Here is a 20,946-nt window from a genome sequence, read left to right on the forward strand (position 1 = left end):
GACAAACGATAGATTCTGCAGATGCATTAGATTTGCTTCATGCAGTTCGAACAGTTGCGCGCGCTCGCGGCGATCATCGACGAGGAGTCCTTCGAGGCCGCCGCCGACCTCCTCCGCATTACTCCCTCCGCGGTCAGCCAGCGCATCAAGGCCTTGGAAGCGTCGGTCGGCCAGATCGTGGTGCGCAGAGGTACGCCCTGCACAGCGACCGACGCAGGCTCCGTGCTGCTCCGTATGGCCCGCCAGCTGCAGATCATCGAGGCCGAGACCCGGTCAGCGCTGGGTCACGGTGAAGCCGTCAGGACCGTCACCCAGATTGCAGTCAACGCCGATTCGCTGGCCACCTGGTTTGTCCCCATCCTGAGCGAGGCCGCCGGCTGGGTGGACACCACGCTGGACCTGCGCGTGGAGGACCAGGACCACAGCAGCAGGCTCCTCCGGCAGGGCGACGTCATCGGCGCCATCACCTCGGATCCAGCCCCGGTGAACGGGTGCCGCTCGGAGCTTCTCGGCTTCATGCGTTACCTGCCCGTGGCCACTCCTGCGCTGCAGCGCCGCTTCCGGAACGACGACGGCGCCGACTTCACCCGCATGCCGGTGCTCCAGTTCAACGCGAAGGATGACCTGCAGCAGCGCTTCCTACAGACGCACGGCGTCAGTCAGCCTCCGCCCCGGCACCTCATCCCGTCCTCGGAAGCGTTCATCGCGGCACTCCGCGCAGGCCTGGGCTGGGGCATGATTCCGGAACTGCAACTCGAATCGGATCTCGACGACGGAACCCTGGTGCTGCTGGAGAAGGACGCGCACGTCGATGTGCCACTCCATTGGCAGACGTGGACGCTGAACTCGGAGCGACTGAACCGCATGACGGGGGCAGTCCGAGAAGCGGGCCGATACCTACGCCCCCCGCGTTGAGTTGGCAGGACACGCCCCGAATAGCCAGCCAAAAGGGGTGTGTCCTGCCAACTCAACGCGGGGGGTTACTACACGTGCAGCCGATACCCGCGCTTGATGACCGTCGCCACCAGGGACGCCTCGGGCAGTGACTTCCGGAGCCGGCTGATCGTCATGTCCAGCGCGTGTTCGCCTGCACCGCCCGCGAGCACTCCGGCAAGCTGCTCCCGCGACAGCACCGCGCCATTGGCCTCGACCAGCGCGCGGAAGAGGCTCATCGGCGCGGGCGCCAGCTCGACGGGGTTCCCGTCAATCCGCAGGTTCTTCCCGCGCAGCTCGATCAGCCCGAAACGGCTCGGGTACTGCAGCACGCGGTGCTGGCCCAAGTACTCACCCACCAGGCGTATCAGCGCCCCCGTCCGGTACCGATCCGGAATCAGCGGCGAAACTCCCGCCTCCACCAGCGGCTGCGCGGTCACCGGCCCGACGACGGCGGCCGCCACCGGCCCACGCAACGCCTGCACGAATGCATCCCGGCAGCCCATCTCCGACGCCGTGCTCAACACGGCGTCGACGGCCGGAGCGCTGGTGAACGTCACCACATCCAGCCCGCCGCTGCAGACGGCCTCAATCAGCCGCGGCAGTTCATCGGCGCCGGCCGGCTTGACCCAGCGGTACGGCGTTGCAGTGAGAACGGCGGCGCCGGCCTGCCGCAACCGGTCCAGCTGCCGGAAATCGGTGTAACCGTGGAGCTGAACGGCGACGGTCTTTCCGCGCAGTTCGAGCCCGAGCATCATGTTCACCAGCGAAGCCGTGGTCTCATCCGAGCTGATGCCGACGTCCGTCAACCCAGCCGCACGCACGGCACCCCGCGCTTTGGGCCCGCGGACATAGATCTTCGACTCGCCGAGCACGGCCAGCAACGCGTCCCCGACACCGGCCGCGTCGGCAGCCTCCGACCAGCGACGCAGCCCGTACGCCGTGGTGATCACGGCGTAGTCCGGACGCGCCGCAATGATCTGCTGCGTGTCCTCGATCAGCGGCAGGTCAGCCGCCACGGGAGCGATCTTGAGCGCCGGCGCGTGCATCACCGTTGCACCGCGCCGCTCGAGAGCGTCGATGAGGTCGCCCGACCGCCGGTCCGAGGTCACTCCGATGCGGAAACCGGCCAGGGATCCGTCAGCCGGAAGATCCGGAGCTCCTGGCAACGCCACTGGCGCGGTCACCGTCACGACGCTCCCAGCGGCTGCGCCAGAACGTGCTCAAGGGTGGCGGAAAAGTCACGGTGCTGCCGCACCACCTCACCAATGACGACGACGGCGGGAGACGTGCAGCGCGCCAGACCAGCCGCAGTCACGGCCTCACCGAGGTCGGTGACGGTGGTGCGCTGTTCGGGGCTATACCCTTTTTCGACGATCGCCACGGGCACAGTTGAAGCCAGTCCGGCCCGGCGCAGACCGGACGTCAGCTGCGGAAGCGTCCCGATTCCCATCAGCACCACGATAGTGCCACCGAGCTTTGCCAACGCCTCGAGCTCCTGCTCCGTGAGCGGTTGATGACCTGAGATGACGGTGAACGCATGAGCCACACCGCGATAGGTAACCGGAATGCCCGCGGCTGCCGGGACGGCGATGGAGCTGCTGATCCCCGGCACAGTAGTCACGGGGATACCCTCGGCCAGGCAGGTGTTGACCTCTTCACCGCCCCGACCGAAGACAAACGGATCGCCGCCCTTGAGCCGCACCACGGAGAGTCCCTGCCGGGCCTTGGCAACCATCAGTTTCTCGATGTCGGCCTGGCTGACCGGGTGATGACCCGGTGTCTTCCCGACGTCGATCAACTCAGCACCCGGCGCCAGCTGCGGCAGTGTGCGGTACGGCCCCAACCGGTCAAAGAGTACGACGTCGGCCTCCCGCAGCGCCACCTGCGCACGCACCGTGAGGAGGTCCTCCACACCCGGTCCGCCGCCGATCAGCGTGACCCGTCCGCCTGGCACGGCGGGCGCCTCGGAAGCGGTGAGAATCCTGCGCTCGCGGCAGGCCTCGCGCAGCGGTTCCCAACCCTGCCCACCCAGGGGACCGCCGTCGTCGTGCGCCGTCACAGGGTCTTCCACCACCACAGCCAGGCTCACTGCGTCCAGCAGCCGCGGGTGGAACTGGACCGGCGTGGCGATGCGGCGGACTGTAGCGCCACCGGCGGTGTACCGGCGCACGGTGGAGCGTGCCGCCGTCGTCGTGCCTGCGATGAGGACGATTAGTCCGGTGCAGTCGAGGCTGAGTTCGGTGCTCATTCTGCTGCCTCCAGCGTCTCCACTGTTTGCAGTGTCTCTGGCATGGCTTCCGGCAGGGCTGAGCGGACCGGGATCCCTGTGCCGAGCAGCACCGGGCCGGTACCGGCCTGTGCGGCGGTGCGCTCCTCGTCCGTTGCGGGCCGGATCTGGCCGCGTTCGGGGACGTTGGCGATCCAGTCGTCCTTCTCATGCGGTGCGTTGACGAAGGAGCGGAACCGGCGCAGGCGCTCGGGGTCCTTCAGGGTGGCGGCCCACTCGTCCTCATAGTTGTCGATGTGCCGGGCCATGGCGGATTCGAGGTCGTCGGCGATGCCGAGGGAATCGGAGATGATGACGTCCTCGACGTGCTTCAGGCCGCCGTCGAGCTCTGCCTGCCAGGCCGCCGTGCGCTGGAGCCGGTCGGCGGTGCGGATGTAGTACATGAGGTAGCGGTCGATGTAGCGGATGAGGGTGTCGTCGTCGAGGTCCTTGGCGAGGAGCTGCGCGTGGGCAGGCGTCGCGCCGCCGTTGCCGCCGACGTACAGGTTCCAGCCGTCCGAGGTGGCGATGATGCCGACGTCCTTGCCGCGTGCCTCCGCACACTCGCGGGCGCAGCCGGAAACGCCGAACTTCAGCTTGTGCGGGCTGCGCAGGCCTCGGTAGCGCAGCTCCAGCTGGATCGCCATGGCCACCGAATCCTGGACGCCGAAGCGGCACCACGTCGACCCGACGCAGGACTTCACGGTCCGCAGGCTCTTGCCGTACGCCTGGCCGGATTCGAACCCGGCCTCGACGAGGATCTTCCAGATTTCGGGGAGTTCCTCGAGCCGGGCGCCGAACAGGTCGATGCGCTGGCCGCCGGTGATCTTCGTGTACAGGTTGAAGTCCTGGGCGACCTTCGCTATGACGCCGAGCTTCTGCGGCGTGATTTCGCCGCCCGGGATGCGCGGCACCACCGAGTAGGTGCCGTTTTTCTGCATGTTGGCGAGTGCGCGGTCGTTGGTGTCCTGCAGGATCCCGCGGCCGCCGTCGAGCACGTACTCGGCGCGCTGCGAGGCGAGGATCGAGCCGATGACGGGCTTGCAGATGTCGCAGCCGAGGAGCCCTGTTTCTGGGACGCCGAAGCGTTCGATGATGCCTTCGAAGCTGTCGAGTTCCAGCACGCGGACGGCTTCGAAGAGCTCAGGGCGGGACATGGTGAAGTGCTCACAGAGCGCTTTGGAGACTTCGATGCCGCTTTTCTTCAGCTCGCCCTCGAGGAGTTTCTTGAGCATCGGAACGCAGGATCCACAGCCCGTGCCGGCCTTGGTGCAGCCCTTGAGCGGGGCGAGTTCGCGGACGGGCTCGGAGCCCTCGCAGGTGCCGCAACCGTTGACGGCGTCGCGGATGGAACCGGCGGAGACGTTGTTGCAGGAGCAGAGGATGGCGTCGTCGGGCAGTTCAGTGTCGGGGGCAGCGTCCGCGCCGGCGGACGAGAGGTAGGCGCCCGGCTCCGCATTGAGTTCGCGTCCCAGCAGCGGGCGGAGTGCGGTGTAGGGGGAGGCGTCGCCCACGAAGATGCCGCCGAGGAGGGTCTTGGCATCATCGGTGACCACGAGCTTCTGGTAGAGGCCGCGGGCCGGGTCAGCGTAGACGATCTCGAGGCTGTGCTCGGTCTTCGCGAAGGCGTCGCCGAAGCTGGCAACCTCCACGCCGGAGAGCTTGAGCTTGGTGGCCGTGTCGAAGCCGGGGAAGGTGGCGGTGCCGCCGTGCAGCCGGTCGGCGACGATCTCCGCCATGGTGTTCGCCGGAGCCACGAGGCCGAGGCACATGCCCTCGAAGCAGGCCACCTCGCCGATGGCCCAGATGCTCGGATCCTCGGTGGCGCAGGCGTCGTCGATCACCACGCCGCCGCGCGGGCCCATGGTCATGCCGGCGTCGCGGGGAAGTTCATCGCGTGCCCGGACGCCAACTGCAACGACCACCAGATCAGCGGGGATCCGGCGTTCGTCGGCCATATCGACGCCGGTCATCCGCCCGTCCTCGAGGACAAACGCGGAAGGGAAAACGCCGCCGTGGACGGTCAGTCCCTTCGCGGTGATCAGCCGGTCGAGGGCCTGCCCGGCGCCCTGGTCCAGCTGGGTGTTCATCAGCCAAGGGGCTCCGTTGATGACGGCGGCATTGGCGCCGAGGGACTGCATACCGCCCGCGGCCTCAAGACCCAGCAGGCCGCCGCCGATGACGACGGCGTCGATCGTCCGCCCATACTCCTCCGTGAGGCGGGTGACCTCCGCGCGGAGGGTACGGACGTCGTCGACCGTTCGGTACACATGCGCCGACTCCATGCCGGGAAGCGGAAGCCGCGCGGCATTGGATCCAGTGGCCAGGACCAGCTGGTCATAGGGGTAGACGTCGCCGGCCTCGGTGGTGACCGTCCGGGCTTCGCGGTCCAACGTAACGGCGCGGGATCCGGTGGCCAGCGTGACCGCTGGGTGCTCCCACATGGTGGCCTCGCCCAGGGTGAGGTCGACGTCGTCGAGCAGTGCCTGGCTGAGCGCGACCCTGTCATACGGCAGCCAGGTCTCCTCGGTGAGGGCGGTGACGGTGAAGCCGTCCAGCCCGCGGGACACCATGGCTTCAACGAAGCGGTGGGCAGCGGGGCCGCCGCCGACGACGAGGACGTGTTGCGTGTTCATGAGGCACCTTTCACCGTTTTGCAGATTCCGGCACAGCCAGTCTCCGCACTTAGGTACCGAGCGTACGGACGCCCAATTGCCCCGTGATTTCGCTTATGTAAACGAAGATTAACTTCACGCTCACCGGCGGTCGGGGTCCCGGTGAGGTGCGTTTTACGCAGCCGCAACACTTCGGGTGGGGGCGCGTAACGCGGGGTTCGTAGCGTCGGATTCAGGCTCAGACCAGGCAGTCCGAACTGACCAGGCAATCGCAACTGATCAGGCAATCCGAACGGGGAGACTCATGACTCTGCAACTCGACCACACACCGGCGCTCGCTGCTGTCAGCGACGGCACCTGGTACCCGATCTGCCGGCTGGAGGACCTCGAGCTGTGCTGGGGAGAGGCTGCGCTGATTCACGGCCGCCAGGTGGCGCTGTTCCGCGTGGATTCGGCGACGGTGTTTGCCGTCTCGCACCGCGACCCGGTCAGCGGTTCACAGGTGATGGCACGCGGAATTGTAGGCTCCCGGGGGCAGCGGTTCACCATCACCTCGCCGCTGCACAAGGAGGTCTACTACCTGGATTCCGGCGATCCCGCAGCGGGACCCGGGACGGCTCTGCGGAGCTTCCCGACGCGGGTGACCGACGGAATGGTGGAAGTGCTCGTTTGAGCCCGAGCGCTCCCTCGTTGAGTTGGCAGGACACACCCCGTTTGGGGGAACATTCACGGCGTGTCCTGCCAACTCAACGCACTATCTACAGCCCGAGCGCTTCCTCAACATCGCGGATCACGGCATCGAGCCTGGTCCGCGCAGTTGTTTTCGCGTCCGCTACTTCGGCCGCGGAATCCACCGGCTCGATGACCTCGAGGTAGCACTTGAGCTTGGGTTCGGTGCCGCTGGGTCGGATGATCACGCGCGTGTCATCCCGGGTGACATAGAGCAGTCCGTCGGTGGGCGGCAGGTGGACGCCTTCGGCCAGGTCCTCCGCGACCACCACATCAGAACCCGCAAACGACGACGGCGGCGCCTCACGCAGGCGGTTCATCATGGCTCCCAGCAGCCCCAGGCTGCCTACCCGCACTGACAGTTGGTCGCTGGCATGCAGGCCGTGGACGAGTGCCAGCTCGTCGAGGATGTCGAAGAGGGTTTTACCGTCGGCTTTGCAGGCTGCGGCAAATTCGGCCAGCAGCAGGGCCGCGGACAAGCCGTCCTTGTCCCGCACCAGTTCCGGTGCAACGCAGTAACCCAGTGCTTCCTCGTAGCCGTAGCTGATGTCCGGGACGCGGGAGATCCACTTGAACCCGGTGAGCGTCTGGGCGTGACTGATCCCGGAGGCTTCGGCGATCCTGCCGAGCAGGCGCGAGGAGACGATCGAATTGGCGAAGACAGCGCCGGATCTTGCGTCGTCCGCGAGCCGGGCTGCGAGGTGAAGGCCGAGGAGCGCGCCCGTTTCATCCCCGCGCAGCATGCGCCATTCGCCCGTCGCCGGGTCCTTGGCAGCGGCGGCGACGCGGTCGGCGTCGGGGTCATTGGCCAGGACCAGGTCGGCGTCCTGGTGAGCGGCGGCCGCCAGCGCCAGGTCGAGCGCGCCGGGCTCCTCCGGGTTGGGGAAGTCGACTGTGGGAAACGCGGGGTCTGGTTCGGCCTGTTCCTCGACGACGTGAACGGTGTCGAACCCGGCGGAGGCGAGGACATTCTGCGCGGTACGGCCGCCGACCCCGTGCAGGGGTGTGAGCACGATCGACAGGTCGCGAGCCGGGTACGCCTCACGGTCCGCGAGGGCGACGACGGAGGCCACATAGTCGGTTTCAATGCTCTCGGGGAGGACATTCCACCCCGGCGTCAGCTGAATGTTGTCAGCCGCCGCGATCTGCTCGGCGATCTGCGCATCATGCGGTGCGACAATCTGGACGCCGCGCGCAGTGTCCTCCACCGCACGGCCGCCGAGGTACACCTTGTACCCGTTGTCCTGCGGCGGATTGTGACTCGCCGTCACCATCACACCGACCTCGCACTCAAGTGCACGGACCGCGTAGGCGAGCACCGGCGTCGGCAGTTCCGAAGGCATGAGGAAAGTTTCGAGGCCCGCCGCGGTGAAGATCGCCGCGGTTTCCTCCGCGAAGATACGTGAGTTGCGGCGCGCATCAAAGCCGACGACGGCGCGCGGCGCGTAGCCGCCCTTCGCCAGATTGAGCGCGTGGGCGGCGACTCCGGCCGCGGCACTGCGGACGACGACGCGGTTCATCCGGTTGGGGCCGGAGCCCAGTGCGGCACGCAGGCCGGCCGTTCCGAAGAGCAGCGGGCCGCTGAAGGCGTCCTCAAGCTGCTGCAGGGCAGCGGCCTGGCCGGCGTCGTCGTCGTTCTGGGCGCGGGCGAGCAGATCTTCCAGCTCCGCGCGGGTTTCCGGATCCGGGTCCTGGGCAGCCCATTCGCGGGCGGCGGTGAAGAGGTCAGCGGAGGATAGCTGCATGTCAGAGCCTGCCGATGATGTCGGCGAGGAGCCGGGAGATACGCGGGCCGGCAGCCTGCCCGGCTTCGAGAACCTCGGCGTGACTGAGCGGGATGGGGCTGATGCCGGCGGCGAGATTGGTGACCAGGGACATGCCGAAGACCTCCATGCCGGCGTGGCGGGCGGCGATGGCCTCCAGCGCCGTGGACATGCCGACGAGGTCCGCGCCGATCCGCTTGGCGTACTGGACTTCCGCGGGGGTCTCGTAATGCGGGCCGGTGAACTGCGCGTAGACGCCCTCGTCCAGGGTTGGATCGACTTCGCGGGCGAGGTCGCGGAGGCGTGTGGAGTAGAGGTCGGTGAGGTCCACGAACGTGGCGCCCTCCAGCGGCGAGGCGGCAGTGAGGTTGAGGTGGTCGCTGATGAGTACCGGTGTGCCGGGCGCCCACTGTTCCTGCAGCCCGCCGCAGCCGTTGGTGAGGACCAGTGTCTTGGCTCCTGCGGCGGCGGCGGTGCGGACCCCGTGAACCACTGCGCGGACGCCGCGCCCCTCGTAGTAGTGGGTGCGGGCACCGAGCACGAGTGCGCGCTTGCCGGCCGGGGTCACGATGGAGCGGATGGTGCCGACGTGGCCCTCAACCGCGGGGGCGGCGAAGCCGGGGATGTCCGTGGCTTGCAGGGTGTGCGTGGTTTCGCCGATCAGCTCGGCGGCTTCACCCCAGCCGGAGCCCAGCACCAGGGCAATATCATGGGACGCTACCGACGTCTGCTGTGCGATGTAGTCCGCAGCGTCGCGGGCAAGGGCAAACGGGTCCGTCGAGGATTGGTCAATCACCGGTCCAACCTACCGTCCGAGCGCGCGTTGTTCCACCTTGTCCGAGGCTTCGGCGCGGTGATTCGGGGACTGCGTGGCGCCGTCGGGCTGTGTGCGCTCGGCTGTTGTAGCCGCCGCCCGGATGTTTGAGGGCTGGTGCGCGATAGGACAGAATGGCAGGTGTGACGAGTCAACTGGATTTCAGCGCCCTCCGTATCGCAATACTCGGGGGTGGTCCGGGCGGCTATGAGGCGGCCATGGTCGCTGCCTCGCTGGGTGCGAAGGTCACCATTGTCGAGCAGAACGGGCTCGGCGGCTCTGCGGTGCTCACCGACGTCGTTCCTTCAAAGACCCTGATCGCCACGGCGGACACCATGGCGCGCGTGGCGAATGCCCACAACCTGGGCGTGAAGTTTGCCGATGCCTCCGCCGCGTACGCCGACTTCACGCAGGTGAACCAGCGGCTGCTGGACCTGGCGGTGGACCAGTCCAAGGACATCTCGGCGGCGCTGGAGCGGGCCGGCGTCACCATCATCATCGGAACCGGGAAGCTGCTGGACAACCACCGGCTCGAAGTTTCCACGGACGCGGGCACCAGCATCGTGGAGGCGGACGCGATCCTCCTGGCCGTCGGCGCCCACCCGCGCGAGCTCCCCACCGCCGTCCCGGACGGTGAGCGGATCTTCAACTGGAAGCAGGTCTACAACCTCACCGAGGTTCCCGAACACCTCATTGTGATCGGCTCCGGCGTCACCGGCGCGGAGTTCGCTTCCGCCTACCACGGGCTCGGCGCTGACGTGACCCTGGTTTCGAGCCGCGACCGCGTGCTGCCCGGCGAGGATGCCGACGCCGCCGAGGTCCTGGAGAACGTGTTCCGCTCGAGCGGGATGAACGTGCTGTCGAAGTCCCGTGCCGAGGGCGTCGAGCGGGTGGGTGACGGCGTCCGGGTGACGCTGTCCGACGGGCGCACGGTTGACGGAAGCCACTGCCTCGTCGCCGTCGGTGCCATCCCGAACACCGACGGGATCGGTCTGGAAGAGGCGGGCGTTGCCCTGACCGAGACCGGGCACATCAAGGTCGACGGCGTTTCCCGCACCACCGCGCCGAACGTGTACGCGTCGGGGGACTGCACCGGCGTCCTGGCGCTTGCTTCCGTGGCGGCGATGCAGGGGCGCATCGCCATGGCGCACCTGATGGGGGACACCGTGACGCCGCTCAAGCTCAAGACGGTTGCCTCGAACATCTTCACGGCTCCGGAGATCGCCTCGGTGGGCGTTTCGGAAGCCGACGTCGAATCCGGCCAGTACCAGGGCGACATCTTCAAGCTCTCGCTCAGCACCAACGCGCGGGCCAAGATGATGAACGTCAAGGACGGGTTCGTGAAGATCATCGCGCGGAAGGGGTCGGGGACGGTGATCGGCGGCGTCGTGGTTGCTCCGCGTGCGTCCGAGCTGATCTTCCCGCTGGCGCTCGCCGTCACCAAGAAGCTGCACGTGGACGACGTCGCCAACACGTTCACCGTCTACCCGTCGCTGACCGGGTCCATCTCCGAGGCGGCGCGGCGCCTGCACATCCACTAACACCTCTGGCCGGGTGTCCCCCTGCCGGCCCGGATCCCCCAGGTCCTTTCGACGTCGTCGTTGTTGTGGCGGCGTGTCGTGCCGCGACACGCGATTTGGGTCTTGATAGCTGGGGGATTCGTCCCGGCCAGCCGGGCTTGATCATTGCTCCACACGCCGCGAAATGCGGGCGGGTTATGCACATTGACCCACAGCACGGCGGATCATCAGCGCACTGCGGCTGAACTTGCACAGTGAATGCTATTGAGGTGCTGCGCAGCGTGGGTTCTGTAGCCCGCACGCAGGTGCTTCGGGACCACGGGATCAGCAAGAGGCAGATCGCCAACGCTGTAACCCGCGGGGAGATGATGCGGCTGCGCACAGGGGTGCTGGCCTTGCCCGAAGCCCCTGACGACTTCAAGGCCGCGCTCATCAACAACGGGCTGCTGACCTGTGCATCAGCCGCGCGGCACTACGGTCTCTGGCTACTAAACCCGCATAGTCGCCTCCACCTCAGCTGTCTGCACGGCCATGGACAGGGTTACACGAACCATCGTGAACGTACCGTCCCGCCGCACGAGTACCTGCCGCTTGTAGGAGTCGTGGACGTACTGGTTCATGCATTGCATTGTCTTCCGCCGGTGGAAGCTGCCGTCATGGTGGAGTGTTCCCTTCGGCGGAGCGACACCGTGAGGTCCTTCCTGCTTAAGCGCCTGCAGGGAGACCGGAACGGAAAGGCTCGTGCTGCACTCGACATGGTCACAGGCTGCGCCGACTCGGCGATCGAGGTCGTTGCCCGGATCCTGTTTCGAAATGCTGGGTTCCATGTCGAGACCCAGGTGTTCATCGACGGTGTGGGGCGCGTTGACTTCCTGCTGGAGGGCTTCCTCGTGGTGGAAGTCGACGGCGCTGCCTACCATTCGGACCGCAGGGCGCTGCGCCGCGACCTGCAGCGCAACAACACGACAATCGCCGGCGGTTACCTCGTACTGCGCTACAGCTACGAGGACATCATGTTCAACCAGGACGCCGTTCTCGAGCAGGTGCGCGGCGTGCTTTCCGGCAGGGTGATCCGGTGAAAGGTGCGCCGAATTCCCCAGGTCCTGGCGCCGTCGTCGTTGTTTTGCCGCGTGTCGTGGCGGGACACGCCGTTCGAGGCTTGGTACATGGGGAAAGTGGCTCACCAAGGCGGTGCAGGCTCTCACACGGCTGCGGGGGTTTGGAAATGCTGCTCGATGATCGACTTGATGTCGTTGTGGCAGCCGCCGCAGCCTGTACCCGCACGCGTCGACGCCGACACCTCAGCCACACTCGAACAGCCGACGACGGCGGCCTGCTCGATACTGCCCCGGCTCACCCCTGCGCACCGGCAGACAACGGCCGATGGGTCGGAGGCCGAAGCCGACAGCGACGATGACGATGATGCAGCCGCTTCCGCTCCGTCCAGCCGCAGCAGGCTCGACCGGTCCGACGGCAGCACCGCGCCGCTCTCGAACTGCAGCACCAGTTCCGCTCCCGCCCGCGGCATCCCCACACACACCAGACCCTGCAGCACCCCGTCCCGCGTGACCATCTTCGCGTAGCTGCCCTGCTGCGGATCGGCCCAGAGCGCGACGGCGGTGCCATCCTCATGCGCTGCCCACGGGTCGGCGGACACCTCGCCAGCCACCACAGCGTCCAGTCCTCGGGCCTTCAGCATGACCACCGGCGGCAGGGTGGCCTCCACGTAACGCGCGGGGACAAAATCAGCACCGGAACCAGCAGCAGCCGCCGCGCCAGCGCCAGACGCGGCGAGCGACGCCGCAAACGACTCCGCCAGCCACTCGGCCTGCTTCCACCCCGGACCGATCAGGCCGGACGGCGCAGTGTTGCCCGAGCAGTCCCCACACCCGGAAGAAGCGCAGCTGACCTCGGCGCAGTCGCCGATGGCGTAGATGTGCTCGTCGTGGTGCGCCTGCAGCGAGTGCCCCACCAGGATTCCGGTACCCACCGGCAGCCCCGCACCCTCGGCCAGTTCAACCCGCGGCCGCACGCCGCAGGACAGCACCAGCAGGTCACCGGACACCAGCCGGCCATCATCCAGGCGCAGGGCAGTGAAGGCACCGCCGTCGGAATGCTCAAGACCCATGGCCTTCGCTCCGGACACCAGCCGCACGCCCTGCGAACGGAGCGCGGCCGCCAGAACCATCCCGCCGCCGTCGTCAATGTTCCGCGCAAGCGGGTAGTCACCGTGGTGCACCACCGTCACCCGGGCGCCTTGCTCGTCAGCAGCGAGGGCGGCCTCAAGCCCGAGGATTCCGCCGCCCAGAATCACCACGTCACCCCGGCGTTCGACGACGGCGCGCAGCGCACGGGCGTCCGCCAGATCCCGCAGCGTGGTGACCCCGGCAGGTAGCGAGGGGTGCAGCGGATCGGGGTTCAACCCGGCGAGGTACGGGATGACCGGCCGTGCTCCGGTCGCGAGGACCAGGCGGTCGTACGGGCGGACGGTGCCATCGTCGAGTTGTACCTGCTGCCGCGCCCGGTCGATCCGACGGACTCCGGTACCGAGCAGCACCTCCGCCCCCAGCGAGGCGAGACGGGACGCATCGCTCAGCCCGATTGCCGAGGGTGAGGTCCGCCCCACCCCGACGTCAGCGACCAGCACGCGGTTATACGCGGCGTCGGCCTCGGACCCGATCACGGTCAGCTGCACCGAACCCGAAACCACGAAAGGCTCCAGGACGTCGATGAAACGCGCCGCCACGGGCCCGAACCCGACCACCACAACCCGCTCGGAAGAACGCACACTCATACCCCCACCACCTCACTTGATGCAGGCCGGTGCACGCGCACCGAGACCCGCGTGGTCTTGAACTCGGGCATCCCGGACACCGGATCCGTCTCCGACGACGTCAGCACATTCGCGTTGCCCGCCCCCGGAAAGTGGAAGGAGAGAAAGACGGTATCGGGGCGCACCGCTGCGGAGAGCCGCGCAACAGCACGCACAGTTCCCCGCTCGTTGCTGACCTCAACCTCCGCGCCGTCCAGGATGCCGAGGCCGGCCGCCGTTCCGGGGTGGATCTGCAGCGCCTGCTCGCTGCTCGTGGCGACGAGGTCGCCCACCCGCCGGGTCTGCGCGCCGGACTGGTAATGCTCCAGCAGCCGCCCGGTCGTCAGCGTAAGCGTCCCACCCGCGGTAAAGCCAGCGGCAGAGACAGAGCCAGGAACAGAGACAGAACCCGACGACGACGACGGCGCCACTGGATGCAGCACGGCCCTCCCGTCCGCGTGGGCGAAGCTGTCGAGGAAGAGTCGGGGAGTGCCGGCGGAACCGGCCGGGTAGGGCCAGTAGGCCCCAGCGCCGCCGTCGAGAAGTTCCGCATCGAGCATCGCGTAGTCCACGCCGGAGTAGTCCGCGAGGCCCCCGGCGCTCGCCGCCCGCAGCTCGGTGAACACCGTCTCCGGGTCATCAGAAAACGACGACGGCGCCTCCAGCAGTTCCGCCAGCCGCGCCATGATCCACAGTTCACTGCGCGCGCCCGGGGGAGGGCTCACCGCTGCACGGCGGCGGAGGATGCGCCCCTCGAGGTTGGTCATGGTGCCTTCCTCCTCGGCCCACTGCAGCACCGGCAGCACCAGGTCCGCCTCCGCTGCGGTTTCGGAGAGGAAGAAGTCGCACACCACCAGGAAGTCCAGGCTGCGGAGCCCTTCCAGCACGGTCGACGCATTCGGAGCCGACACCGCCACGTTCGCCCCGTGCACAAACAGGCAGCGCACCCCGCCATGCTGGCCAAGAGAGCCCAGAAGTTCGACGGCGGGAAGTCCCGGTCCGGGGATCAGGGACTCCGGCACTCCCCACACTCCGGCGACGTGCTTCCGGGCCGCGGGATCGGTGATCTTCCGGTATCCCGGAAGTTGGTCCGCTTTCTGCCCGTGTTCGCGTCCGCCCTGCCCGTTGCCCTGCCCGGTGAGCGTGCCGTATCCGCTGCCGGTTGTCCCGGGCAGGCCAAGGAGCAGCGCGAGGTTGATGGCGGCCGTTGCCGTGTCCGTGCCGTTGGCGTGCTGCTCAACCCCGCGGCCGGTCAGGATATAGGTGCCGCCAGGTTCAGCCAGCCGATGGGCCGTCTCCCGGATGAGCCGGGCCGGAACGCCCGTCACCGAGGCAACGCGTTCCGGCCACCACGGGGCCACGCCGCGCACGATGTCGTCGTAACCACTGGTCCGCCGCCGCACATAAGACTGGTCCACGAGCCCCTCCATGACGACCACGTGGGTGATCCCGAGCAACAGGGCCAGGTCCGTTTTCGGCGCGGGCTGCAGATGCCGGCCGCGGCCTTCCGACGTGAGCTCAGCCGTGGCGGACCGGCGCGGATCGACGACGATGAGTCCGCCGGCGTCCCGGGCGCCCTGAAGGTGCTGCACGAACGGCGGCATGGTGTCTGCGGTGTTGGAGCCGAGCATCAGGATGGTTCGCGCTGACCCGAGATCCGTCACCGGGAACGGCAGTCCCCGGTCCAGTCCGAACGCCCGGTTCCCGGCGGCGGCCGCCGAGGACATACAGAACCGACCGTTGTAGTCGATCCGTGACGTTCCAAGGGCCAGGCGTGCAAACTTCCCGAGTAGGTAGGCCTTCTCGTTGGTGAGTCCGCCGCCGCCGAAGACGCCCACTGCATCGGCGCCATAGCGGGCGCGGGTGGACACGACGCGGTCGCGGATGAGCCCCAACGCGCGGTCCCAGGAGATGGGGCGGTGCTCGCCGTCGTCGTTCTTCAGCAGGGGTTCGCGGACGCGGTCCGGGTGCTTCAGCAGCTCGGCGGAGCTCCAGCCCTTGCGGCACAGGCCGCCCTGGTTGGTGGGGAAGTCGCGGCCGCTCACTTCCACTGAGCACAAACCCGGCCCGGCAACAGTCAGCGTCATGGCGCACTGCAGCGCGCAGTAGGGGCAGTGGGTGGCAGTAGCTGCAGTCGAACCGCACATGCTAGACGTGCCCCACGCTCGAAGTGCTGCGGCGCAGGTAGAAGAACCACGTCACAGCGAGCATCAGTACATAGGCGGAAACGAAGCCGTAGAACGCGGCGTCGTAGGTGCCGGTTGCGCCCTTGGAAGCGTTAAGGACCTGCGGAATCACGAAGCCGCCGTAGGCGCCGATGGCCGAGATGAGGCCTAGCGCGGCTGCCGCTTTCCGCCCGGTGCTCATGGCGCCGTCGGACCGTCCGCGGAGGGCGAAGATCACCGGGATCATGCGGTAGGTGGAGCCGTTGCCTGAGCCGGCGGCGGCGAAGAGCACCAGGAACAGGCCGAGGAAGAGCCAGAAGTTCGCGAGCGGCAGGGTCCACACCACGGCCAGGGCGGCCAGCGCCATGACAGCAAACGCGCAGACCGTGATCCGCGCGCCGCCCCACCGGTCAGCCAGACGGCCGCCGTAGGGCCGCGCGAGGGAGCCGACCAGCGGACCGAGGAACGCGAGCGACAGCGCGGCCGGCCCGAGCGCAAAGGTGGAGAACTCCGGGAAGGAGTCGAGGATCAGCTTCGGGAAGACGCCGGAGAACCCGATGAACGAACCGAACGTGCCGATATACAGGAACGCCATGATCCACAGGTGCGGTTCGCGCAGGGCGGCGATGGAGCCGGCGAGGTCGGACTTCGCGCTGGACAGGTTGTCCATGTACTTCCAGGCGCCGAACGCGGCGACGAGAATCAGCGGCACCCAGATCCAGCCGGCCAGCGGCAGGTTGAGCGTCGCGGCGGCGCCCGCTGCAATCACCAGCGGAACCACCAACTGCGCGACGGCGGCGCCAAGGTTCCCGCCCGCGGCGTTCAGTCCCAGCGCCCACCCCTTTTCGCGGACCGGGTAGAAGAAGGTGATGTTCGCCATCGAGCTGGCGAAGTTGCCGCCACCGAAACCGGCAAGGGCCGCAATTCCGAGGAGTACTCCGAATGGCGTGTCCGGGTTGCTCACCGCAATTGCCAGGCCAACCGACGGGATCAACAGCAGGAGCGCCGAGACGATCGTCCAGTTCCTGCCACCGAATCGCGGCACCATGAAGGTATAGGGAATGCGCAGGGTAGCGCCGACGAGGCTGGGCATCGAGATCAACCAGAAAATCTGGGCCGTGGAGAAGTTGAAGCCTGCAGCCGGCAGATACACCACCACGATGGACCAGAGCTGCCACACCACAAATCCGAGGAATTCGCACGCGATGGACCACTGGAGATTGCGGCGGGCAATTGCCTTTCCACCGGACTGCCACTGCTCGGAGTCCTCGGGGTTCCAGTTGTCGATCCAGCGGCCCGGGCGGTGTGCAAGCGGGGCGGACGCTACCGGCGCTGATGCTGATGTTTTGTCCTGGGATACTGCGCGGTCAACGCTCATGGCGAACCTTTCGTTCAAGGGGCAGTACCGCCACAATAGGAACAGCGCATTTCGACTCCGGTGCCCGTTTGTAAACGGGGTGTGACATCCGGCTATCCGCCGGAGCTCGAGCCAGTGAACCGGGTGTCCACTATGTGGACGGGTTATCTCACGCTTCGGTTACGGTGATGAGATTGACAGGCACTAAATACCCCGGCTTTCGGTTTCCCCGATGGCCGTCTTCGAGAAAGCAAGCAACCATGTCATCGTCATCATCGACCGTGGAGCCGGAGGCAACAAAGCCGCTGAACTCCAGGGGCCGCGTTATCTTCGCCAGCCTTATCGGCACCACCATCGAGTTCTACGACTTCTACATCTACGCCACGGCGTCGGTGCTGGTGTTCCCGGCGCTGTTCTTCCCGAACTCGGACCCGGCCACAGCTCTGCTGCAATCCTTCGCCGTCTTCGGCGTTGCCTTCGTAGCGCGTCCGCTCGGATCGATCGTGTTCGGCCACTTCGGTGACCGGATCGGGCGCAAGGGAACCCTGGTTGCGTCGCTGTTGACGATGGGAATCGCGACCTTCCTGATCGGCGTCCTGCCAACAGCGCAGGTTCCCGGCTGGACCTTCTTCGCTCCCGCGATCCTGGTGCTGCTGCGTTTCCTCCAAGGGCTCGCGCTCGGTGGGGAATGGAGCGGTGCTGCCCTCCTGGCAACGGAGAATGCGCCCAAGGGCAAGCGGGCCGTCTACGGCACGTTCCCCCAGCTCGGTGCGCCGATCGGCTTCATCATCGCCAACCTGCTGTTCGTTTTCCTGAACGCCGTACTGCCCTCGGAAGCCTTCCTCGCCTGGGGCTGGCGCGTACCGTTCATCGCCAGCGCCGTCCTGGTGATCATCGGACTCTATGTCCGGCTGAAGCTGATCGAAAGCCACTCCTTCCAGCAGGTGATCGACAAGGGCAAGGTCGTCAAGCTGCCGCTGGCAGCAGTGTTCACGAAGCACTGGCGCCCGCTGATCCTCGGCACGTTCATCATGTTCGCCACGTACGTGCTCTTCTACCTGATGACCTCCTTCACGCTGACCTTCGGAACCGCACCGGCAACCGTTGACCAGGCACGGACCGCTGCTGAAGCAGCCGGCAGGGAGTTCTCCGCCGACGCTGCCGCGGCCTTCGTTCCGGGTCTGGGAATCAGCCGCGGCGACTTCCTCTGGATGCTGATCGTCGGCGTCGTCTTCTTCGGAATCTTCACCATCGTGTCCGGTCCGCTGGCGGAGAAGTTCGGCCGCCGGAAGATGCTCCTCCTGGTCACCGCGGGCATCGCCGTGTTCGGCCTGTTGTGGGTCCCGCTCTTCGGTGCCGGAACCACCGGTGCCATGGCGCTGCTGATCCTCGGCTTCATCCTCATGGGCCTCACCTTCGGGCCCATGGCCGCGATCCTGCCCGAACTGTTCCCCGCCAACGTCCGCTACACCGGGTCAGCCGTGGCGTATAACCTGTCCAGCGTGATCGGGGCGGCACCGGCGTCGTTCGTGGCCATTGCCCTGTGGCAGGCGGCGGACGGCAGCACGTTCCTGGTGGGTCTCTACCTGAGCGCTGCCGCGGTTCTCACCTTCATTGCGCTGTGGCTCTCCCGCGAAACCCGGGACAACGACTACGAGAACAACATCGCCTGACCGGCACCGCAATTTCCCGGCTCCCGTCCACCCCGCAAGGGGCTGGGCGGGAGCCTTTTTGCGTGGACGACTTCCCAAGTTTTCCGCAGGGATGTTCAGCCAAAATAGTCCACAGGCTTACCTTTTCTAGCGGGAGCGAATGGGCATGAATCAGGAAACGCTCGCGAGCGGACGGTACGTCCTCGACCGCGTGATCGGCGCCGGCGGTATGGCCGACGTCTACCGCGCACGGGATACCCGCCTGCACAGGGACGTTGCCGTGAAGATGTTCCGCCCCGGTTCCGCCGAGGGCGTGGCACGGGGATCCGGCGAAGCGCGCATGCTGGCCGCCCTTCACCACCCCGGCCTGGTCCGCGTGCTGGACATGGACGCGGAGAGCGGCCGGCTGGAACCGTCCTACCTCGTCATGGAGTACGTCAAGGGTCCGGACCTCGGCGCGGTCCTGAGGGACGGCGCACTGTCGATCGAAAGCACGACGACGGCGGCACGGGACATCGCCCGCACCCTTGAGTACATCCACGGCCAGGGCATTGTGCATCGCGATATCAAGCCCTCGAACGTCCTCACCCGCTACGGCGCGGCAACCTCCGGATTGTTCAGCTTCCTGCTCACCGACTTCGGCATCGCCCGGTTCTTCGAGAGCAGCCGGGTCACCGCAACGGGAAGCCTCATCGGCACGGCAACCTACTTCAGCCCGGAGCAGGCGCGCGGAGACCGGGTGGGCACGCCGACCGACGTCTACGCACTGGGCCTCCTGCTGATCGAGTGTCTGATCGGCGAGCCTGCCTTCCCGGGCACCGGCCTCGAGAGCGTGCTCGCCCGGTTGAGCCGCCCGCCTGCCATCCCGGAGTCCTTCGGCGCGGGCTGGCACCAACTGCTCACGAAAATGACACTGGACAACCCGCTTGAGCGTCCCACCGCCGCGGAGGTGGTGCGCCTCCTCGATGCCATCGACGTCCCTTCCACTGAGGCCGGAATTCCTGCCGGACCCGGCACAGAACAAACGACGACGACGGCGCAACCTTCCACGGCAACCCTCGCCGGCGCTGTGGCGGGGCCCGCAACCGTCGTAGCTGCGGCCGCTGATACGTCCCCGGCCGTTGCTCCGGCCGCTGCGGCGCCCGTTGCCACTGCGGCGTCCACCGCCGTTGGAGCACCAGCCGCCGCTGCGTCACCAGCTTCGGACCCATCCGCAGCCACCGCGCCGTGGAGTACACCCCGGATTCCCGCGGAACGGCCGTCCGGCCAGCTCACGCTCGAGGCCCTCGATATGGAAACGGCGTCCCACCCTGAGCCTCCGCGCCGCCGGGCCGCAGCGAAGGTGAGGCTGCGCGCCCGTGCCCTGGCCGCCGTCGTCGTGCTGGTGGGGTTGACGTTCGCCGTCCTGCTCATTGTTTTCGACCTGAATGCCGGACCGGGGCCGACTCCGCTACCTACCGTCCCCGGAGTTACGGGTGCCATGCTCGACAGCCTGTATGAGAGCGTCCAGCCGTGAACCTGCGTGCCGGCCTCAGCGCTCTGATCGTCTCTGCGTTCCTGACGTTCAGCGGGTGTTCTGCGCCGCCGATCGCGGCTGAGGTTGCTCGGGAACTGCAGTCGGACGTGCAGGAGATTGCCGTCCTCACCGCCCGCGGGGACACCGCAGATGCCGTATCGGCCGCCCAGGGGCTCGCCTCAAGGGTGCGGACCGCGCAGATCAACGGGGAGATTTCCGGTGAGCGGGCGGTGATGATCCTGCAGCGGCTTGAGCAGCTCATCGACCGGCTGGTGAGCTCGGGTGCGGCTCCCGCAGCGGCGGACATGCCACAGCCAGTGGCCGGTCCGGTCGTGCCGGAAGCCCCACCGTCGGTTGAACCTGAGCCCGTCGAAACCGTCGAGCCTGCTCCGTCAGCGGACCCGGAGCCTCCGCAGGCGCCCGCTCCGCTGGAACCGCCCGAGCCGGTCCCGAGCCCGAACACCGATACTCCGGAAGCAGACGACCCCGAAACGGCTGACCCGGAGGGTGACGATCAGGACCTTGATTCTTCGGGCAGCGGTTCCGGCAACTCGGGGCGTTCCGGCAGCAACTCCGGCAGCGGATTCTCGAACAGCGGATCTTCAGACGGCGGGTCCTCAGACGGCGATGCGGGGACCGTCCCGGTTCCCGTCATCCTCGACGCCGCGAACGACGACGATGATGATGACGATGATGACGACGGCGGCAAGGGCCGCGGCCGCGGCCGCAGCAGTGACGACTAGCCAGGATCCGGTCAGCGACGCCGGCTGCATGGGGGGGGGTAGCCTGTTCACCACGCCG

At 67.4% G+C, this 20,946-nt stretch carries 15 protein-coding genes; 7 read left to right on the top strand and 8 right to left on the bottom strand.

The genetic code is table 11. The annotated features are described in order from the left end of the window. The first annotated feature begins 39 nt into the window (after nt 1-39). Entirely contained in the window at nt 40-915 is an 876-nt protein-coding gene (locus JOD47_RS13660; protein WP_204535004.1) for a LysR family transcriptional regulator ArgP, read from the top strand. 68 nt (nt 916-983) lie between these two features. Here JOD47_RS13660 and JOD47_RS13665 read toward each other — a convergent pair whose 3' ends face one another. Genes JOD47_RS13665 through nirB form a run of 3 tightly spaced genes read right to left on the bottom strand, consistent with a single transcriptional unit; the run spans nt 984 to nt 5,838 of the window. Continuing rightward, complete coding sequence (locus JOD47_RS13665; protein WP_204535006.1) at nt 984-2,126, bottom strand: uroporphyrinogen-III synthase; 1,143 nt, start codon at nt 2,124-2,126, stop codon at nt 984-986. After that, entirely contained in the window at nt 2,123-3,184 is a 1,062-nt protein-coding gene (gene cobA / locus JOD47_RS13670; protein ID WP_204535008.1) for a uroporphyrinogen-III C-methyltransferase, read from the bottom strand. The genes JOD47_RS13665 and cobA overlap by 4 nt, the downstream gene beginning before the upstream one ends. Further along, nucleotides 3,181-5,838 carry a nitrite reductase large subunit NirB gene (nirB, locus tag JOD47_RS13675; RefSeq protein WP_204535010.1) on the bottom strand — a complete coding sequence of 886 codons (2,658 nt, stop codon included), beginning with the start codon at nt 5,836-5,838 and terminating at the stop codon, nt 3,181-3,183. Before nirB ends, cobA begins: the two co-directional genes overlap by 4 nt. Nucleotides 5,839-6,121: 283 nt before the next feature. Between nirB and nirD the strand changes: the two genes are divergently transcribed. After that, entirely contained in the window at nt 6,122-6,490 is a 369-nt protein-coding gene (nirD, locus tag JOD47_RS13680) for a nitrite reductase small subunit NirD (protein WP_204535012.1), read from the top strand. 85 nt (nt 6,491-6,575) lie between these two features. Here the strand turns inward: nirD and JOD47_RS13685 are convergent, their stop codons facing one another. Both JOD47_RS13685 and JOD47_RS13690 read right to left on the bottom strand, forming a co-directional pair. Continuing rightward, nucleotides 6,576-8,291 carry a phospho-sugar mutase gene (locus JOD47_RS13685; RefSeq protein ID WP_204535014.1) on the bottom strand — a complete coding sequence of 572 codons (1,716 nt, stop codon included), beginning with the start codon at nt 8,289-8,291 and terminating at the stop codon, nt 6,576-6,578. A 1-nt stretch (nt 8,292) separates the two neighbouring features. After that, nucleotides 8,293-9,105, bottom strand: coding sequence for a purine-nucleoside phosphorylase (locus tag JOD47_RS13690; RefSeq protein ID WP_204535016.1), 813 nt, complete (start codon nt 9,103-9,105; stop codon nt 8,293-8,295). Between the two features lie 161 nt (nt 9,106-9,266). Here JOD47_RS13690 and JOD47_RS13695 point away from each other — a divergent pair, with 161 nt between their 5' ends. After that, a complete protein-coding gene (locus JOD47_RS13695; protein WP_204535018.1) occupies nt 9,267-10,664 on the top strand; it encodes an NAD(P)H-quinone dehydrogenase in 1,398 nt (465 codons plus the stop codon). 233 nt (nt 10,665-10,897) lie between these two features. Next, a complete protein-coding gene (locus JOD47_RS17810) occupies nt 10,898-11,722 on the top strand; it encodes a DUF559 domain-containing protein (RefSeq protein ID WP_204535020.1) in 825 nt (274 codons plus the stop codon). A 122-nt stretch (nt 11,723-11,844) separates the two neighbouring features. Here JOD47_RS17810 and JOD47_RS13705 read toward each other — a convergent pair whose 3' ends face one another. From JOD47_RS13705 to JOD47_RS13715, 3 genes are all read right to left on the bottom strand, one after another. Next, entirely contained in the window at nt 11,845-13,437 is a 1,593-nt protein-coding gene (locus JOD47_RS13705) for an FAD-dependent oxidoreductase (protein WP_204535022.1), read from the bottom strand. Continuing rightward, nucleotides 13,434-15,542 carry a molybdopterin oxidoreductase family protein gene (locus tag JOD47_RS13710; protein WP_372432820.1) on the bottom strand — a complete coding sequence of 703 codons (2,109 nt, stop codon included), beginning with the start codon at nt 15,540-15,542 and terminating at the stop codon, nt 13,434-13,436. Before JOD47_RS13710 ends, JOD47_RS13705 begins: the two co-directional genes overlap by 4 nt. 61 nt (nt 15,543-15,603) lie before the next feature. Next, on the bottom strand, nt 15,604-16,998 hold the full coding sequence (locus JOD47_RS13715; RefSeq protein ID WP_204535026.1) for an MFS transporter: 1,395 nt from the start codon (nt 16,996-16,998) through the stop codon (nt 15,604-15,606). A gap of 239 nt (nt 16,999-17,237) precedes the next feature. Between JOD47_RS13715 and JOD47_RS13720 the strand changes: the two genes are divergently transcribed. From JOD47_RS13720 to JOD47_RS13730, 3 genes are all read left to right on the top strand, one after another. Further along, a complete protein-coding gene (locus JOD47_RS13720) occupies nt 17,238-18,650 on the top strand; it encodes an MFS transporter (RefSeq protein ID WP_204535028.1) in 1,413 nt (470 codons plus the stop codon). A gap of 145 nt (nt 18,651-18,795) precedes the next feature. Beyond that, a complete protein-coding gene (locus tag JOD47_RS13725) occupies nt 18,796-20,145 on the top strand; it encodes a serine/threonine-protein kinase (protein WP_204535030.1) in 1,350 nt (449 codons plus the stop codon). Beyond that, nucleotides 20,142-20,888 (top strand): hypothetical protein, encoded by a 747-nt coding sequence (locus JOD47_RS13730; RefSeq protein ID WP_204535032.1) that lies wholly within the window; start codon nt 20,142-20,144, stop codon nt 20,886-20,888. Before JOD47_RS13725 ends, JOD47_RS13730 begins: the two co-directional genes overlap by 4 nt. The last annotated feature ends 58 nt before the right edge of the window (nt 20,889-20,946 follow it).

It is taken from the genome of Arthrobacter tumbae (assembly GCF_016907495.1).
Taxonomy (GTDB): Bacteria; Actinomycetota; Actinomycetes; order Actinomycetales; family Micrococcaceae; genus Arthrobacter_D; species Arthrobacter_D tumbae.

Excerpts from the sequence above, each read along its gene's own strand:
- nirD (WP_204535012.1), top strand. The coding sequence starts at position 6,122 with ATGACTCTGCAACTCGACCACACACCGGCGCTCGCTGCTGTCAGCGAC.
- JOD47_RS13705 (WP_204535022.1), bottom strand. The coding sequence starts at position 13,437 with ATGAGTGTGCGTTCTTCCGAGCGGGTTGTGGTGGTCGGGTTCGGGCCC.
- JOD47_RS13725 (WP_204535030.1), top strand. The coding sequence starts at position 18,796 with ATGAATCAGGAAACGCTCGCGAGCGGACGGTACGTCCTCGACCGCGTG.
- JOD47_RS13685 (WP_204535014.1), bottom strand. The coding sequence starts at position 8,291 with ATGCAGCTATCCTCCGCTGACCTCTTCACCGCCGCCCGCGAATGGGCT.
- nirB (WP_204535010.1), bottom strand. The coding sequence starts at position 5,838 with ATGAACACGCAACACGTCCTCGTCGTCGGCGGCGGCCCCGCTGCCCAC.
- JOD47_RS13660 (WP_204535004.1), top strand. The coding sequence starts at position 40 with ATGCAGTTCGAACAGTTGCGCGCGCTCGCGGCGATCATCGACGAGGAG.
- JOD47_RS13710 (WP_372432820.1), bottom strand. The coding sequence starts at position 15,542 with ATGACGCTGACTGTTGCCGGGCCGGGTTTGTGCTCAGTGGAAGTGAGC.
- cobA (WP_204535008.1), bottom strand. The coding sequence starts at position 3,184 with ATGAGCACCGAACTCAGCCTCGACTGCACCGGACTAATCGTCCTCATC.
- JOD47_RS13715 (WP_204535026.1), bottom strand. The coding sequence starts at position 16,998 with ATGAGCGTTGACCGCGCAGTATCCCAGGACAAAACATCAGCATCAGCG.
- JOD47_RS13720 (WP_204535028.1), top strand. The coding sequence starts at position 17,238 with ATGTCATCGTCATCATCGACCGTGGAGCCGGAGGCAACAAAGCCGCTG.